General features: G+C 58.9%; 14 protein-coding genes. 9 read left to right on the top strand and 5 right to left on the bottom strand.

What is annotated here, in order from left to right; all coding sequences use genetic code 11:
* Positions 1-165 precede the first annotated feature (165 nt).
* From AC07UR_RS26665 to AC07UR_RS26645, 5 genes are read left to right on the top strand one after another with little or no spacing between them, the layout of a single operon-like run.
* Positions 166-3,234 carry an ATP-binding protein gene (locus AC07UR_RS26665; protein ID WP_209789796.1) on the top strand — a complete coding sequence of 1,023 codons (3,069 nt, stop codon included), beginning with the start codon at positions 166-168 and terminating at the stop codon, positions 3,232-3,234.
* Positions 3,218-4,456: a YcaO-like family protein gene (locus AC07UR_RS26660; RefSeq protein ID WP_209789795.1), complete on the top strand. Its 1,239-nt coding sequence runs from the start codon at positions 3,218-3,220 to the stop codon at positions 4,454-4,456. Before AC07UR_RS26665 ends, AC07UR_RS26660 begins: the two co-directional genes overlap by 17 nt.
* 8 nt (positions 4,457-4,464) lie before the next feature.
* The gene (locus tag AC07UR_RS26655) at positions 4,465-5,235 is read left to right on the top strand and encodes a TfuA-like protein (protein WP_209789794.1); all 771 of its coding nucleotides are present in this window, start codon (positions 4,465-4,467) and stop codon (positions 5,233-5,235) included.
* A gap of 34 nt (positions 5,236-5,269) precedes the next feature.
* Entirely contained in the window at positions 5,270-6,454 is a 1,185-nt protein-coding gene (locus AC07UR_RS26650) for a gluzincin family metallopeptidase (RefSeq protein WP_209789793.1), read from the top strand.
* A 16-nt stretch (positions 6,455-6,470) separates the two neighbouring features.
* Complete coding sequence (locus tag AC07UR_RS26645) at positions 6,471-7,133, top strand: hypothetical protein (protein ID WP_209789792.1); 663 nt, start codon at positions 6,471-6,473, stop codon at positions 7,131-7,133.
* Positions 7,134-7,220: 87 nt separating this feature from the next.
* Here AC07UR_RS26645 and AC07UR_RS26640 read toward each other — a convergent pair whose 3' ends face one another.
* Complete coding sequence (locus AC07UR_RS26640; protein ID WP_209789791.1) at positions 7,221-8,600, bottom strand: enoyl ACP reductase FabMG family protein; 1,380 nt, start codon at positions 8,598-8,600, stop codon at positions 7,221-7,223.
* Between the two features lie 431 nt (positions 8,601-9,031).
* Here AC07UR_RS26640 and AC07UR_RS26635 point away from each other — a divergent pair, with 431 nt between their 5' ends.
* Positions 9,032-11,125, top strand: coding sequence for a carboxy terminal-processing peptidase (locus tag AC07UR_RS26635; protein WP_209789790.1), 2,094 nt, complete (start codon positions 9,032-9,034; stop codon positions 11,123-11,125).
* 133 nt (positions 11,126-11,258) lie between these two features.
* On the opposite strand, the gene AC07UR_RS26630 is transcribed toward AC07UR_RS26635, so the two are convergent.
* From AC07UR_RS26630 to AC07UR_RS26620, 3 genes are all read right to left on the bottom strand, one after another.
* Positions 11,259-11,705: an MEKHLA domain-containing protein gene (locus AC07UR_RS26630; protein WP_327795832.1), complete on the bottom strand. Its 447-nt coding sequence runs from the start codon at positions 11,703-11,705 to the stop codon at positions 11,259-11,261.
* Positions 11,706-11,960: 255 nt separating this feature from the next.
* Complete coding sequence (locus AC07UR_RS26625) at positions 11,961-12,266, bottom strand: hypothetical protein (RefSeq protein ID WP_173424031.1); 306 nt, start codon at positions 12,264-12,266, stop codon at positions 11,961-11,963.
* A gap of 301 nt (positions 12,267-12,567) precedes the next feature.
* A complete protein-coding gene (locus AC07UR_RS26620; protein ID WP_209789788.1) occupies positions 12,568-13,197 on the bottom strand; it encodes a helix-turn-helix domain-containing protein in 630 nt (209 codons plus the stop codon).
* Between AC07UR_RS26620 and AC07UR_RS26615 the strand changes: the two genes are divergently transcribed.
* The 3 genes from AC07UR_RS26615 to AC07UR_RS26605 all read left to right on the top strand — a co-directional run bounded on the left by AC07UR_RS26615 (position 13,196) and on the right by AC07UR_RS26605 (position 16,077).
* The gene (locus AC07UR_RS26615; RefSeq protein ID WP_209789787.1) at positions 13,196-14,593 is read left to right on the top strand and encodes an L-lactate permease; all 1,398 of its coding nucleotides are present in this window, start codon (positions 13,196-13,198) and stop codon (positions 14,591-14,593) included. The genes AC07UR_RS26620 and AC07UR_RS26615 overlap by 2 nt on opposite strands.
* A gap of 5 nt (positions 14,594-14,598) precedes the next feature.
* Positions 14,599-15,069: a VOC family protein gene (locus tag AC07UR_RS26610; RefSeq protein ID WP_173424034.1), complete on the top strand. Its 471-nt coding sequence runs from the start codon at positions 14,599-14,601 to the stop codon at positions 15,067-15,069.
* An 81-nt stretch (positions 15,070-15,150) separates the two neighbouring features.
* The gene (locus AC07UR_RS26605) at positions 15,151-16,077 is read left to right on the top strand and encodes a DMT family transporter (protein WP_209789786.1); all 927 of its coding nucleotides are present in this window, start codon (positions 15,151-15,153) and stop codon (positions 16,075-16,077) included.
* 36 nt (positions 16,078-16,113) lie between these two features.
* On the opposite strand, the gene AC07UR_RS26600 is transcribed toward AC07UR_RS26605, so the two are convergent.
* The gene (locus tag AC07UR_RS26600) at positions 16,114-17,244 is read right to left on the bottom strand and encodes an ROK family transcriptional regulator (RefSeq protein ID WP_209789785.1); all 1,131 of its coding nucleotides are present in this window, start codon (positions 17,242-17,244) and stop codon (positions 16,114-16,116) included.
* Positions 17,245-17,381: the final 137 nt, after the last annotated feature.

The raw sequence follows: 17,381 nt of genomic DNA, 5'->3' as shown, positions 1-17,381 counted from the left end.
CATGGCCGCGAAGAGACGGCGGCGATGACGATAGAAGAGCTTGGCGATGCAGGCGACAAGGCATGCCAACAGAATTTCCGGGCCGACAAGCGAACGCCAATCGCCTATGCTATATATTTAAGGGGAACTGTGGAGCCAGCGTACACGCGAGTTTAGGGGCGGCAGATGCTCGAAAGTCGGGTCAGCAAACCACGACAACCGACGAAATCTTCGGGGCGCAAGGGACGCCTCTCCGAATATGGAGGCGAGCGGCGGATCGTCACCGCCCTCTGTTATGATCTCGTCGGGTCTACGCGACTTCTCCACCTGCTCGACATAGAAGACTATCAGGAACTGATGGCTGCATTTCAGAATGCGGCGAAACAGTCGATAGCCTCCCATTCCGGCGTCGTGCAGCATGAGGCCGGTGACGGCGGCGTGGCGCTCTTCCCGGTCGAGATCGGTGCGAAGGATGCAGCATCGCTCGCCATTCGCGCGGGTCTCGGGATCGTCGAAGGCTGCGCGCGCGTTGGCCGGGAAGCGGGGCGTGACGACCTGCACGTGCGCGTCGGTATCGCGACATCCGTCGCGCTCATTCAAGAGACGCCGGATGAAAAAGGCGAACCGGTTACGGGTGCCGCACTTGCCATAGCCACCCGCCTGGAAGAAATCGCGACGCCAGACACCGTGTTTGTTTCAGGCGACACGCGCGACCTGGCCGGCAGGTCGCATGCTTTCGTGTTCGAAGGCGTGAAGACGCTGAAGGGCTTCACGGCACCGGAAAAAGTGTGGCGTGCACTCGGACACAAGATCGAGGTCGACAGGTTCTACGCATTCGGTAGCCTTGGTGGACGCTTCATTGGCCGCGAAAGCGAGTTGAAAACGATCGCCGCCTGTTGGGAAAGGGTCGCCGCGACGGGTGGCGAGATACTCCTGCTTGAGGGAGACGCAGGCATCGGGAAGTCGCGACTCCTGCGGGAAATCCGCAAGATGACGCGTGACCGGCGATCAGGGCTCTTCTTCTTTCAGTGTTTGCCGGGCGGGCATCGCTCGACGCTGCATCCCCTGTTGAACAGCATAATGGCTGCTGCGTCTGGACAGGACGATCAACTGGGCCTGTCAGCACACGCTGTGGCAACGCCATTTGAACGGAACGGCATTCGCGACGCGGAAACGATTGAAACATTTGCCTATTTGCTGGGCGCAATGGGGCGAAATCAGCAACTCGCTGATAACGACCCCAAAGCCATCCGGGAAAAAGCTTTTCGCGCTGTGTTTCACGCACTCGCGGGGTTGTGTGCCAATGGCCCGATCGTGCTCGCCGTCGAAGACATCCACTGGATCGATCCGACCTCCCAGGATTTGCTGGCGGAGGCGGCTCGGGTTGCGCGCCAGCTTCCGATTCTTCTCGTCGCGACCTCACGTCCTGGATTTGCGGCGGACTGGCTGGATGCGGCCAACGTCACGCGTCTGACGCTCGCCCCGCTTGATCGTGACGAAACACGACAGGCGATAGAGGCAAGATGGCCGGAACAGAGGCAGGCAATGCTCCCTGGGCTCTACGACGTGATGGAGAGGATATCCGGTGGCGTTCCACTCTTCATCGAGCAGATCTGCCAATGGATCTCCGAGAATGTTGCCGCGGACACTATGAGCCTGTCGGACAACGTTAAGCCCAGCCATGTGTCCGCGTTCGAGGAGATCCTGGACGCACGGCTCAATCACCTGGGTACAGCCAGAGAGGTGGCGCGCGCGGGAGCGGTCGCGGGCACCCGATTCACGTTGTCGTTGCTTCGCGCGCTGCTGCCAGGCGTTGGCAAGACGTCTTTGGCCAGGGCGGCAGAGACCCTCAGCGATTCAGGGTTCCTGGTGCGGATCAGGGCGCGGGGACATACCGCCTACGGTTTCCGTCACGCTTTGATTCAGGAAACGATCTACAACGCGCTTCTGCGCAGGCAGCGGCAGGCATTGCACCGGCGGCTGTTCGTGGCCGTCAGTCAGAACCGCCAATTGGCCACCTGGATCGACACCGGAAGACTTGCCGAACATGCGGAACGCGCAGGACACATCGAAAGCGCGATCGAACTGTACACTGCGGCGGGCAAGGAAAGTTCGAGCCGATCGGCGATGGTGGAGGCGCGCAACTATCTGGAGCACGCCTTGGCGGTTTGCGACCAATTGGGCGAGGGACATGCGATCGAGCCACTACAGCTGACCGCACTGACTTCGCTCGGTCCAATCCTGACCGGTCTTGTCGGACTGAACTCACCTCCGGCACGCAAGCTCTATGAAGATGGCGTGGCCATCGCCCGTCGGCAGCCGATGGCAGATCAATCCAGATGGTTTCCGATCTATTGGGGATGGTGGCTCACAGGAACGGATTTTCGCATTATGCACGATCGCGCTCTGCAAGTGCGAGCAATGCTGGCCGGGGCGGAAGATTCTGAGATCAAGCTCCAGGTCAATCATTGCATCTGGGCCATTGATTTTAACCTCGGGCACCATCAGGAGGCCCAGGATGCGATCAAGGCTGGACTGGCGCTTTATGACGAGCAAGCGGCCAAGACCAGCCGAACGTTATTCGGCGGCCATGACGCCAAGGTGTGCGGCCTAGGGCAACTGGCACTTTCACTATGGCTGACGGGACAATCGAAAGCATCCGATACGGCTCTGTCGAAGATGGTTGCCTTCGTTGACCGGATATCACACGCGCCGAGCACGGCGCATTCGCTTGATACGGAAGCGGTTTCCGCATTTTACCGGGACGATTATGCGCGTCTCGCCGAAATTTCCAACAGAATGGCAGATTTCGCGAAGTTGCATGAGATGCAGTCGCTTTCCGGCCTGTCGTTGCTCTTCGCCGGGTGGGCCCGCGCGCATGGGGAAAGTCTCACAAGCGGGCATGCGATGTTTCTCGAAGGGCTGTCACTCTTGCGAAGCCTCGGCGCTGTCGCCGATCTCCCGATCTATCTCTCCATGCACGCCACATTGCTCGGGCGTGCGGGAAAATATGAATCGGCGGTTGAGGTTACGAACGACGCGATCGAAAAATCCAGGGAGACCGGGCATGCTTACTGGCTCGCCGAGCTTTACCGTCGACGCGCCGTTCTCAACGCGCGGGGCAACGCCGCCAGGGGGGCGATCATCGCCGACCTTACCTCAGCCGTGGAAATTGCCGAGAGCCAAGGAGCAAAGGCGCTTCTAAAGCGCGCCAGGCATTCAATCCAGGAGCTTGGCGTTGCCGTTCAACGTTGAACCAGCAGGCCCGCCACCGAACGATCCGTCAAGTCTTGACGGCAGGCTCGCAACCTTTCGCGACGCCGTCATTACCGGCCTTCGCACCCCCTTTTCGCACTCCGCAGGTCCGCACGATTCTGAGCAATGCCTGCGTGCAATACTCCCGCTCTGCCGTCCTGCTCTCATAACCCGGATCGGTGATCTGACCGGACTTGACCGGATCGGCCTGCCGGTCGTTCAGGCCGTTCGACCCGCCGCCCTTTCCGAAGTCTCGTCGCTCGGGCGAGGGCTTACCAAGGCGGGAGCAGCAGTGGGGGCGATCATGGAATCGCTTGAGCGGTTCTACGCCGAAGCCATTCCGCCGGAGCGGGTGTTTTCCGCGACGGCGGACGAACTCCAGATCGCTGGCGGTCTGTTTGAAAATTTGCTGACGCACGATCGCCAGCGGAACTGGCGCCAAAGGACGATACCCTGGATCACCGGCATCGATATCGCGGCTGGCCTCCCGCAACCGGTCCCCCTGGAACTTGTTCACACCTGCTACACGGATCCGCCACCCGCCCATGATGGCCTGTTCCTGCGCACGACCACGGGTCTCGCCTGCCATCGGACCGTCTTCGATGCGTTCCTGCATGGGCTGTTCGAATGTATCGAGCGCGACGCTATCGCTCGTGCCTTCGCCACCCACGGCTTCTTCGATCGAATGCGCATGTCCCCGCTCGGGCTGGGTGAAGGCGTCGATCACATACTGTCCGTTGCGGGCGAGCATCACATTTCCTTCGGTCTTTGGCTCGCACCTTCGCCAGCAAATGTTCCGGTGGTCTGGTGCCAGACGATCGAGACAGGTCCCGGCGAACCGAACCTTGCGCTTCCGACCGAAGGCTATGCGGCAGGGCCAAGCGTCGCTGCGGCGGCTGAAAGCGCGATGCTCGAAGCCTTGTCCGCGCGGGCCGGAGCGATATCAGGCGCGCGAGATGATCAAACGCGGGAGCACTACAGGCGCAGCACCGATCGGATCGTCGCCAAGGCCCGCCAGCTGATACTTGTCGATACATCCGGATTGCCTCCCCCGGCACTCGAAGCGGGCGTCGTTTCAGATCTCGACTCGCTCATCGACAGGGTCCTTTCCGCCGGCATGGGGCCCATATTGACCGTGCCGGTGGGAACGGACGTCGAAGCAGGCGTTGCATGCATGCGAACCATCCTTCCCGGCGCCAGTCCCTTTTCGATCCTGCGGTGAGTGCTCACATGACCAATGAGAGCGAAAATGGTCCGATCCTGGTGTTTCTTGGTCCGACGCTTCGGTTGGCCGAAGCGGCGCCGGTTCTCGACGCCATCTACCTGCAGCCCGCCGCGCAAGGCGACATTCTGCTTGCCGCCCACGCATTCCGTCCGCGGGCGATGATCCTGATCGACGGTCAATTCGAGGACAGACCGGCTGTCCGACACAAGGAAATCCTATGGGCGCTGGCGCAGGGCATCGTCGTGATCGGCGCGGCAAGCATGGGCGCCCTCAGGGCAGCGGAACTTAATGACTTCGGCATGATCGGTGTCGGCGTGATCTACAGGTGGTATCGGCGCTGGCGGCTTGCACCCGATGATGCGGTCGCCGTCCTTTCCGGGCCGCCGGAGCTTGGTTTTCTCCCTTTGACAGACGCACTGGTCGATCTCCAAAGGACGTTTGCCAGTCTGGCGCGCCGGAATTTGCTGACGGACGCCGAACGCGACTTGCTCACAACAATGGCGCGAAACACGAATTTTCGAGAGCGCCGGCTCGAAGCGATTTTGCACACCGCAGGGTGGCGGAAGGAGGATATCAAGGAATTGCGAAAGGACATCGTGGGGCAAAAAAAGCTCGATGCTCTCCTGGCGCTGCGGAGCGCTCAAACCCTCCTGCGTCAGGGAAATGCAGGGCATCGCGTGAGCGACGCCTGGGTCGCAACGAACACCTTTGTCCGCGATCTCGAGGCGAGCGGCATTGACTCAGAATTAGTTAACACTTATAAATTGAATCCTTAATTGTCGGATTTTCCATCGTGGGGGCAACTGTGCGATGCGTCTGATTCGAGACGAGGCCCCCGACTCCGGCAATGCGCGCGTTGGTACGCGCTTTTGGATTTATCCCCAGCCACCTTTTATTCCAGGATACGAACAGCCCGATCGCGTGTGGTTGTCGATCGCACGCGACGAAATAGGCGAGGGGCCCAGCGACCTCTCCATGTATGTCGCCGATCCGCTCTATGACAAGCAACCTTATGGCTTCGCGAACTTGCCGCCATTCGGCGGAGCAAAGCGCGCGCCGGTGAGGCCGGGGCCGGACCGTCACTTCGACAACATCGATCCAACCTCGCGCCCCTTTCTTGCTGTCCACGCCTACGCCTGCGTGCGTTTCGTACTCGATATCTGGCAGAGCTATTTGGGGCAGCGGGTCCATTGGTTCTTCGATCAGACCTTTCCAAGGCTTGAAATCGTTCCATTTGTCGATTGGGACAATGCGCAAGCGGGCTACGGCTTTCTGGAACTGGGGCGTTCCGACGTCGATGGCATACTGAGACCCTATGCGTTGAACTTCGACACGATCGCGCACGAGGTCGGGCATCTGGTCATGCTCTCGGAGACAGGCGTACCAACCGTGACATCGCCTGATGGCGACTTCTTTTCGTTCTCCGAAGCTTTTTCGGATTGTGTTTCACTGATCTCGTTCCTGCATTTCGATTCCGCCATTGACCGGCTCCTGCGGCGAACGAGAGGCAATCTGCTGCTCTACAACGAACTGAACCGCTTCGCGGAAACGAGCCCCGAGACGCAGATCCGCCTGGCGACCAATTTCCGACGAATGTCCGCGGTTACCCGCGAGGTGCACGACCGCGCGCTGCCGTTCGTTGGCGCCATTTTCGACAGCATCGTCGCGCTCTATCATCGCGATCTGGTCGCAAATGGTTGCGCCGACAGACGGCTTCTGGATGTCGATCTCCGCGAACTGGCGCAGGACGAATTCGACACGTTTCGTCAGGCAACAGCAGAGGCGTTCAGTACCAAGCCATTGTATTTCAAGCTTGCACTGACCGCCGCACGCGACGCGGTGGGCGCAGCACTTGCGACTGCATTGAAAACGCTTGATCCGAACACACTGCGTCTTGAGGAAGCGGCAAATGCCGTCACTGCCGCGGCGCAAGGTACGGCAGCCGAACTGCTCGAAGAGAATTTCGCTTGGCGTGAAATCATCGCTTCAAGGTAAGCCAAAGGAGGGAAAGATGAGTGATTGCTGTGTTAATCCCGTTGTTGGAACCGTGCAAAATCTCAAAGACATCATTGACTATCGATATTATCGCCCGGGCGACGTTAGGTTATATGGACGACCAGCCCAGTTCTATGAAAGAGAGAAGAAAGACGAGGCGATCAGGGAAGCTATATCCGACCTCGAAAAAAGATTGAAAAGCCTTGGAAACACCGAAATTGCCGACGAACTTCTGAAGCGCATAGGAGATATTATCGACTACATAATGAAGAGCTCAGGAGTGGTCGGTGATGGCGTAACAATCGCTGTGTTTGACGGGGAGTATTACAGCTTCCTCCCTGTTAGCATGAACGTTCCGAAGAATTACATTAATAGCATTGGCGTCATTTATGGTTATGCGTATGAGGGGCATTGCTACAAGCTACCAAAGCCGCAGATCATGTGCCTATCCGAAAGACCGTCGAAAATCGCTAAGGGCGATTGCGGCTGCGATTGTGGGTTTGACCCGGCATTCGGCTATGCGGTCTGGTCGATCGACAAGCTCGAGCGTGCTATATCTCTCGACATTCGTGCCGACGATCTGAAAACGCTGGTACTGGACGAAAACCTTCCAGGCAACCGGTCGCCACTCGCTTATGCCCAGACAATGTCGCTGGCCCCGCAGCGGCTCCGGGATTGACGGCAACGCCCTTACTGCTCGTAAATGATATCGGCGGGACCTTCAGTCATCCCGCTTGAAGGCGGGATGCCCTGGATTGGGAAGCTGTCAGGCAACCTCAAGGTGAGAGCCTGTCGTCCCTTGCACGATCGTAGGTGCGAGACACTCGGCCTTCAGGTGGGAAGCGTTCAGTCGCCGTGCCACGATGTCGTGGTTGAGCCACTGGACGGGGCCGGTGGGGGCTGAGGATTCGGCAAAAATGAGCTGGCCGGTCGCCTCAACGACGAGCGCACTCAAGAGGTCGCTGATCATCGCCTTGCCGTCCCGGTGCATCTGCGTGATCTCGTTGGACGTGCCGATCGTCAGATCGGATTGTGCCTGGCTGTTTGCCATCGGCCACGCCGAGAAGTCGTAGAACGGACGCATGACCTCATTGGCCTGCATGTCAGTGATTTTCCGAATCACATCGTTCATCGTGAAACCGTCTGCCAGAAGCTGCTGGCATGCCTGCCATTGCTCTTCAGCCCATTGGCCGCCGTTCTCTTTCTTCAAGGCAAGCAGCAGCGGTATCAGGGGAAGCTCGATCCCCGTGAAGACGTCCGACGAATTGGTCCGGATTTCAGGGCAATTATAAACGGTTGCCTTGATACCGGCTGCCCACGCATCCTTCGCGATGCCTTCGAGCCGCATCTTGGCATAACCCTGGGTGTAGTTGGTGTAGGTCTGCCAACGATAGCTTCCGTCGATCAGGACCGCTGTTCCGTGATAGCCGTAGGCCGTGTACCGGACCTGAGCACCCGATGCCTCCACGCGCTTACGGATCGCCGCGCTGAAGTCGATGAGATGTTGAAAGGTGATTGCGGAGACTTCGTCGAAGTTCTGCAGGATCAGCTTGCCCATATCGCTGTCGAGCAGGGCTTGCGACGACATGTGGCGGGCACCACGACCCTTGTAGATTCGATTGGCAACGACCAGGAACACCTTCGCCTTCGGGATGCCTCCGGCCATCGTATGCGCGAAGAAGACATTGCGGCCGTCGGCGATCATTCCATCGAGAACGGCCATGACCTGCGCAAGCGAATTCGTAAATCGAGCGGTAGCGATCTCCCGGCACTGCGCGATGTAATCCCAGTCGATTGCGTCCTGTTCCCAGCTCTCGAGCGTCATGGTCGCGAGAAGATCCGTGGGAGTGGGGCCACCCGCCGGCGCGTCGAGATCGAAGCCAGCCATCAGAGGTATGTTGATGATCCGCCCGCCCAATCGGTCCTCGGCGGCAGCGAGCTCCTCGGCGTTCAGGGGCCGCAGCGCGTTATTCTCGTCGCGCCGCCCGACCGTGATGCCCACGATCTCCATTCCCGCCCGCCGGGCTTCATCGAGCAGGCCAGTCGCATATCCGCGACCGAACAGTTCGCCGAAAAGGACGAAAACATCCCCCTTACGGAAGACGTTGTTTTCGGCGATGCGATTCAATGCGATCGGGTTTTCCATGCTGTCTGCTCTTTGGTCCGTTGGTCGTCGAGCAATGGCTCAGACGAACTTCAATCATCACATGACCGCACTGACCCGGAATAGGAAGTCATTTTACGTGACGGTTCATTTCAAAGCGTGAACTCGCCGCGGGAATTCCGGCTATCCAACTCGGAAACAAAAGCAGGCAGGAGCTTGAATCTTCAGGTAAATTCGGCCTTACGCCCGCGGGCTGATTTTGGAAGCGACAGCATCGCCGCCCTGCCGAGTGGCGCTGTGACGGCCTGCATCGGTCATCTTGCACGCCTCAGCCGCCCGCAGTTTTGCATCAATCTCCTTGAGCCGAAGGACCTTTGGATGTGCCGCATGATCGACTCGGTTGCCAAAAAACCATAATTGCGCCACCTAGATTGCAGATCGACACTCGGCATTAAGAATTGGATCAACGCTGAATGCGCATTTCACACGTCTTCCTTGGCGCGCTTCTGGCTGTCGTACAGCCCGCATATGCTGACGTCGCCTCACCGCCCGTATTGGAGCCGGTTAAGCAACAGGCAAAAGCTGCCCAGTTGAGTGCAAAATTTCTGACGCGCTTCAGCTACAAGCCCGTTCCGCTCGATGACGCCTTGTCGGCAAGGATCATGGATCGGTTCATCGAGTCGCTTGATCCGGACCGCGCGCTTTTCCTGCAAGCAGACGTTGACAGGTTCATGGCGGACCGCAGCGAGATCGACGACGCCATCGAACGGAAAGACCTGAAGATTCCGTTCGACATCTTCAACGTCTATGGCAAGCGCGTTGTCGACCGTATGGACTACGCGCGCCAGTTGATTAAGCAGGACTTCGATTTCGGCGCGAAGGAAGACTACTCCGTGCTGCGCGACAAAGCGCCTTGGCCGCAGTCGGAGGCCGAGAGCAACGAGCTTTGGCGCAAACGCGTCAAAAGCGACTGGTTGCGGTTAAAACTGGGCGGCAAGAGCGATGCGGCTATTCGCGAAACACTCGACAAGCGATATGCCAACGCACTCGAGCGCGCCTACAAGTATAAGAGCGACGACGTTTTCCAGTCGTTCATGAACGCCTACACGACGTCGGTCGATCCGCACACCGATTATTTCGGCGCGAACGCCTCGGCCGCTTTCGATATCGCGATGAAGCTTTCGCTGGTTGGTATCGGTGCCGTGCTGCAGGAGCGCGACGATTACACGACGATCCGTGAGCTCGTGCCGGGTGGGCCGGCGCAGTTGTCTGGCAAGCTCGCGGTCGGAGACCGCATTACCGGCGTGGGCCAAGGCAAAGATGGGGCGATAAAGGAAGTCGTTGGCACGCGCCTTGATGAAGTCGTGCAATTGATTCGAGGAAAAAAGGGGTCCGTCGTACGCTTGGACATCTTGCCGGCGGATGCGGGAACAGATGCCACGCATAGGGTCGTCAGCCTGGTGCGCGACAAGATCAGTCTCGAAAAGCAGGCTGCCCAGAAGGCCGTGTTGTCTGTGAAAGTGGGCGATGCCACGCGCAAAGTCGGGGTGATTACTCTGCCGGCGTTCTATGAGGACTTTGAGGCCCGACGCAAGGGAGACAAGGACTATCGAAGTGCCAGTCGCGACGTCAGAAAACTCCTCGACGAACTGAAGCAGGAGAAAGTCGACAGCGTTCTCATTGACCTGCGCAACAATGGCGGCGGCTCCCTGGACGAGGCGATTGACTTGACCGGCCTGTTCATCGGCACGGGACCTGTCGTTCAGCAACGCGATAGCGACGGTAAGGTCGCGATAAGAAACGCTGATTTGCCAGAACCCGTCTGGACAGGCCCTGTGGGTGTGCTGATCAATCGCGGGTCGGCATCGGCGTCGGAGATTTTTGCCGCGGCTATTCAGGATTACGGTCGAGGCGTGATCGTTGGCGAGCCCAGTTTCGGCAAGGGCACGGTTCAAACTGTCGTCAATCTCGACGATATGGCGCGCAACAACAAGCCGGAGTTCGGCGAGCTGAAAGTGACGATTGCACAGTTTTTCCGGATCAACGGCGGCACGACGCAGCTGCGCGGCGTGACGCCTGATATCAGCTTGCCGGGACTTTCCGATCCGACGAGCTTTGGCGAAACCAGTTATGACAATGCCCTGCCGTGGGCACAGATCAAGCCCGCGAACTATGCGCCCGCCGACACTGTCATGACAGTGCTGCCGACACTCCAAGGCCGCCACGATGCACGGGTTGAGGGCAATCCGGATTTCCAGCGCCTGCTGAAGGACATTGCAGACCTGAAGGCGCAGCGCGAGAAAGGGGTTATCTCCCTTAACGAAGCCGAACGTCGCAGAGAGATGGCTGACAGAGAAAAGCGGCTGAAAGTTCGAGCGCAGGACGGTGACGGCGGAAATGCCGGCGAAGATGATGGTCTCTATGCCAACGAGCGCAGCCTGAGTGCCGATATTGCGCTTGAGAACGCCCGCAAGAATGCGAAAGACGTCCTGCTGAACGAGACCGCCGCCATTCTCGCCGATGCGGCGGACTTGCAGGAAGGCGTGCTAAAGGCGGCCACAAAGTAATAGGGAGGCACGGGTGGAAGATGATCTTGGCCGGCCCACGCACGGCGATGGAGCGCAACCGGAGCTCCGGTGAGCATCCTGCAAGCCGCCTGATACGTTCCGCCGGTCGCCGAAAGCTGGTTGGATGGGCGGATTACAGATCTTTCCAGCTATGAAAGACGGCGGCTTGACCGAGATACTCGCCGTCGGAGCGCGCAAGCTGCCAGACGGTGGCGTGTTCGATCCAGAACCGGCGCCCGGATTTCGCGATGCGAAGGCCGCGATAGTTATCAATGAAACCCTGGGCAGAAACGCTGTCCAGAAAGCGCTGCCTTTCTTCACGCTCAGGGGCCTGTGCGGAAAGGCGCGACGGCATCCCGACAAACTCGTCCCAACTATACCCGAAACAGTCCTGGGCGGTTTTGTTTGCGTAGATGAAGCGCGGATCATCGGATCGATCGTGCGCGAGCACGGCAAAGGGAGCGGACGCATAGAGCCATCTGCTGTCCGCCGCTGGCTCAATCAGGCTGCGACCTGTCACCTGGCGAAAGCTTGCAATGATCAGCGAGCCGATCTGTTGCGCGTCATGATCGATCGTCACGCCGTTCCCTTCTGGTGCACATAGGTGGCCTCTGCGTACTTGCATGCTGCCATCCCAGTACTCGGTCCGTCGGCAAACGCGGAGACGACGGTAGCTCCTGATTTGGTTTCCGGCCGTCCGTCCATGGCGCTGACGGTAGCAGCACTGCGAGGAATTCTCACACTCTATCTTGAGTGCCACTGCCAGACGGTCACGGAGGACGGCAGACAGGTTGTGTTCGCTACGGTCAACTCAGATGATCGGCAGCGCGCGTTCTTAAATTCCTGACCCGTCGAGCTCTCGCTCGTCATCGCCTTCCCAGGGGGAGGGCATCGAGGTGCGAGTGAGATTGGCCGAAGGCATCGGCATCCAGCACTTCAATTCGGGCTCGGCGTATTCGATTATGCGGCCGGGAGAGGAATCAGAGGCGCGCCAGCCTTCTGCGCCGAACTGGTCGCCATTCGACCAATAGGCAAGATCAACTTCTGCCGCCCCCTGTTCGGACGGGCGGATCGTGACGAGGATCCGACTGCCGTTTTTCGGCGCGCTTGCCATGTGACGCCAGGGGTCTGGCTCGGCCATCATTTTTCCTCCTGCCTTGCTTTCGGTTGCAAGTGTCGCCTCGCCATCGAAAACGGTCAACTCTCACTTTGCGAAACCCACCGTCTATCGATGGACTGTCCGCTCTGCTTGCCCCCGAATTGACACACGCCATCACTCCCCGTCCGGCTTCGGCATCGGCACTGTGCCGGAATGCGTTAGCTTTGCCCATTCTTCACCTTCAGCTCAGGAAGGTGAGGGGGTGGGGGAGTGCCTTGGACCGCGCACCGCCGATTGCTGCCACCAACCCAATCGAAGTGGCCGTCCTCCACACCAAAAGGGCTCAGGGCCCGAGAACCGTGAGAAAGAGCCGTGCCGGTTCCTTTCCGGTGCTGGTGAACCAATGTTCCATGTCCACCCGCAGCGTGGCCGTATCGCCGGCGTTCAAGATAACCGTTTCCTGCACTGTGCAGACCTCCAGCTGACCCGCAAAGACATGAAATATCTCGCGGGTTCCTGGCTTGTGCGCAGCGAAACGGCTGGAGGTTGCGCCTGGAGGCACGGTGTACGACAGAAGCTCGACGTCCGGGCTAGGACGAGCCAGCGCCAACCGCTCGATCCCGGTGGCTTGGTCGAAGAAGCGCAGGTTTTCACCGGCACGAATAATCTCTGCTGTTTCCGGTTCGACCAACTCTGAAAGGTCGCATCCCAGCCCGCGTGCAATGGCGATGGCATTGCGCAGCGACGGGCTGAGGAGACCGCGCTCCACGCGCGACAATGCAGCAGCCGAGACGCCGCTTGTTCCGGCAAGCTGATCGAGCGTTACACCCAGCTGAGTACGACGTGTTCGCACGGCATTTCCAAAGCGGGAATCCTGTTCTTGTTGGTCCGTTTCCAAATCACACCTCGGGCCTTGACTCTTGCGTATCGGCAATATGTATTGCGCATACGCAATACAACGGTACTCTACCATGATTGTCCTTCTTAGCGCGCTCCCGATACTCTCGACCATCCTGGCCCTCATTTTTGGCGCACGATCTCTACACGCCGCACTGCTTGGCGTGAGTTCAGCCGCATTGGCGATCGTGCTTGCGTTTCCGATACCGCCGGAAAGCTTTGTCACGATGGCGTCGCGCTGGCTTCCAGTCCTCGTCGAAGTTCTGATGATTGTTGCGGGTGGACTGCTGCTATCCGAAGTCGTGCGCCAAGCGGGTGGGCAGGCCGCGCTTGCAACCTGGGTTCGCACTCACATCGGTCAAGATGTCCGGGCCGTTCTTCTGGTCGTTCATGGCATTACACCTTTCGCGGAATCACTGACGGGTTTCGGCATCGGCATAACCATCGGCGTGCCACTCCTCGCGAATTTCGGACTACCAGTGCGCAAGGTGGCGATCATAGGATTGTTGGGTCTGTGTGCGGTTCCGTGGGGATCGATGGGGCCGGGAACGCTTATTGCCGCTAACATGTCGGGTCTGTCCTTTTATGATCTTGGAGTTACGTCCGCGATTGTGAGTGTCATTCCGTTCACAGTCACGGGATGCGTTGCCGCGTGGTTGGCCGCATCTGGAGAAGGCCGAGGGCTCGCCATCCTACAGGGTGCGCTTTCGGGAATAGTGCTGACGGTTTCCGTTACCGCAGCCAACGTGGCGTTTGGTACCCCGAGTGCAGGCGCAATGGGTGCGCTGGTCGTGATCGCCTTGCATATTTTGCGTGGTACGCGGCTTCAAAATAGCGCGCCACTGGAGAGCGGTGGCCGAGCCACCCTCTGGACTTACGCCATCCTTCTCGGTGGAGTCTTGGTTTCCGGTTGGGCCGTGCACGCGGCCGATCTGTCCGAAAGCTGGCGCTACATGTCTTCGCCCGCGCTCTGGCTGTTCCTTGCTGCACTGTGGTTCGCACGCGGATCCCTCCGGGCGCTGCCCTTGCAACGCACATGGGCTTCCTGGATCCAAGTTGCACCGGTGACGGGATTGTTCATTGTCCTGGGCGTTTTGATGGCTATGTCGGGTATCGCTGCGTTCCTGGCGCAGACCTTGGCCGGTGTCGGGACCGCCTATCTGGTGGTGGCCCCCTTCGTCGCCGCTTTGGGTGGGTTCGTGACTGGATCCAACAGTGGGGCCAACGCTATGTTCGCCTCGACCCAGGCCGAAATCGCACGATCGCTTGGGGTGGATGTGCTTTGGTTCATGGGAATTCACAACGTGGCCGCAGCTTTCCTGCTGATGGCCTCACCGGGAAAAGTCGAGATGGCGATACAGTTGGCGTCTGCGGAGGCGTCCGAGCGTCGATCGCAGATTCAATTGACTGTTTTGGGCGTGGCTTTCCTGGTCGTTGCGATGCTCGCATTCGTCATCCTGTTCCTCTTTTAGAGTCAATGACGACCGATACCGGGCCCAGGAGAGCGGTCGGTTTCTCAATACACGGTTCCCAAATTGAGAATCAGGGACCCAGGATACCGGAGGCAGGTGTGATAAGCGGGACTATCGGTGCGGTTTTCATTCCCGTTCGCGAAATCAGAAGAGCGCGGGCATGGTATGCGCGCCTGCTCGGCGTCTCCCCGGAAGGCGACATCCTATTCGACCATTTATGGGTCGTGCCCACCACCGGGGAAACAAAGCTCATTCTCGATAGCAAGGATTTCACAGCCCCGCACGACGCCAAACCGATCTTCTATTTCAGGGCGAACGACCTGCAGGCGGCCCACGATCATTGCAGGAAGATTGAGGCGCCGGCGCTTGAGCCAATCCGCGACGAAGCGTTCTTCACGCTCAAGGACATCGACGGCAACCTGTTCATGGTCGCAAGTGTCGACCGAGCCAGACCGGACAGGGAGGAGTGCTCATAAGCGCGAAACATCCCAACGAAACCCGCCTCACGACACGGCGCAATGAAACTCCCCCCGAAACCCCACCTTTTAAAAAGTCCAATGCATTTGCCGACGACAAAAATGAATTCCCGCCTTGGGATTGAGATCGGTCTTTTGGTTCTCCTGTCCCTGATCTGGGGCAGTTCATTCACCTGGATCAAGGTCGCCGTAACCACGATACCTCCCTTGACCATAACGGCTATACGGGTGTCGGTCGCCGCTGTGTTCCTGGCGGCGTTGGCAAGGTGGAGGGGCTATGCCCTTCCACGGGACCACGTGGTCTGGCGAGAGTTCTTCGTCCAGGGGCTATTGCAGAGCGCCTTGCCGTTCACGCTTCTCGGATGGGGTTCAAAGTACATTCCAAGTGGCCTTACCGGTGTGCTGAATGCGACGCCTCCAATGTTCGTCCTGCTGATCGCGTTCGTCACGGGATATGGAGCGCAGCATGTCACCGGCCAGAAGATCGTCGGAGTTTGCCTGGGCCTCCTCGGTGTCGTCGTGATCATCGGCACCCAGTCACTTGGCGACATCCAAACATCGGCGGGTTGGGCACAGGCAGCAGTGCTTGGTGCCAGCCTTTGCTACGCGCTGGCCTCCATTTTGGGGCGGAGATTTGCCAAGCTTCCAGCCATCGTCACGGCCACGGGCGCCATGACAACCGCAGCGATCATGATCGTCCCTGCGGCAATCGTGATCGAGCGTCCGTGGACGCTGATGCCCAGCACTGACGCTATCGCCGCCGTGATGGTTCTCGCCGTCATTTGCACGGCACTGGCCATGGTGATCTATTTCCGCCTGGTACAGACCTTGGGTCCTCTCGGGACCACGAGCGGAGGTTATCTCCGGGCCGGATTCGCCGTTGCGCTCGGCATCATTTTTCTCGACGAAAACTTCGATACATCGACCTTGATCGGAATGACGTTGATTGCGGTGGGTGTTGTCGCTGTGACCGTGCCTATCGCTTGGCCAAGCCTATTGAGGTCATGACGTGCAGCGAAGACCGCACCCGCGCGCTTCGCCATGTCACGACGACTTAACGTTCGCGTTGACACGAGGAGTGGCGACAATATCGTCCAGCGAAAACGACTGCTTCGTCAACTTCGCGAGACTGGGGTTGGTAACGTTGAGCAGCGATAGCGCCGCTGCACCCAAAAGGGCAGATCGGCTGCCAAGTTTAGAAATCTCGAGCCGCTGCTCTGCCAGTTCGGATCGTACGGAAGGAAAATCCTGTCTCGCCAGACGCGATACGATCTCAGCCAAAAGCCATTCCGGGGCGGTGCCTCCGACGATCACCCGTTCCGGGTCCAGGATATTCTCCAGGCTCACAAGTGCGCGGCCGAGTGCCGAGGCAGCCGAATTAATCCATTCGTCCGGGACGGATGAGGGCTCCAACGAAACGTCCTTGTATTTTCGCCGCAGCCCGCCAATGGACAAATATCCGTGAAGGCAACCGTTGTTGCCACAATGGCATTTTTCACCATTGGGATCGATCAGGATATGTCCGAACTCGCCTGCGTTCCCCCGAACGCCGCGGACTGGCTCGCCAGCATCGACAATTCCTCCGCCAACGCCCTCACCAACGAAGATATAGACAAAGTTTCCACCGGCACGCACAAGACCGAACATGCTCTCCGCGAGCGCCGCAGCATTCGCGTCATTTTCGAAGACGATCTCCTCGTCGAAATACCCGGCCAAGGCCTGAGATTGCGCCGCAAATTCCTCTGGGCTCTGTTCGTGGATGAACCATTTCGAGGAAGCGGGGCGTGAGAAGACCGCGCCGACGCCGAGGCGCATGAGACCCTTCAACTCGTGCTGGCTCTTGGCATCGATCTCAGCAATCGTTTCAAGCATGTCGGCCTTGGAGCGGGGGATGGGTAGAGACTTGCCCTCATAAACAATCTGCCCCCCGAGATTGGCGGCAACATGATGCAGGATGCCCGCTTCGGCATGGAAACCTAGCGAGTAGCCACCGTCAGGATTGATTTCGATATTGATCTGGGGCTGGCCGCGGAAGCCTTTTCTCCGACCTGTCTCCCTTATCAAATTGGTCTGCAGGAGATCATCCACGATGTTGCGGATTGCCTGGGGCGTTAAGCCACTCAAACGCGCAATCTCAACCCGCGACAAACTACCGTTTCTGCGCAGGGCATCCATGACAACGGCTCTGTTGTACTGCCTTGTCAGGGCTGCCGAATTTCCAGTTCTCATCAAGCCCCCCAGGCAAGCCGCCGTCCGGCCAAAAGTAAAAACAGTGTTTTTCTTTGGTGATAGCACTCACGACAGCCGTCGGA

This window comes from Ensifer sp. GW821-FHT05G01, assembly GCF_059419585.1.
This window is presented reverse-complemented; position numbering and strand designations above follow the sequence as displayed.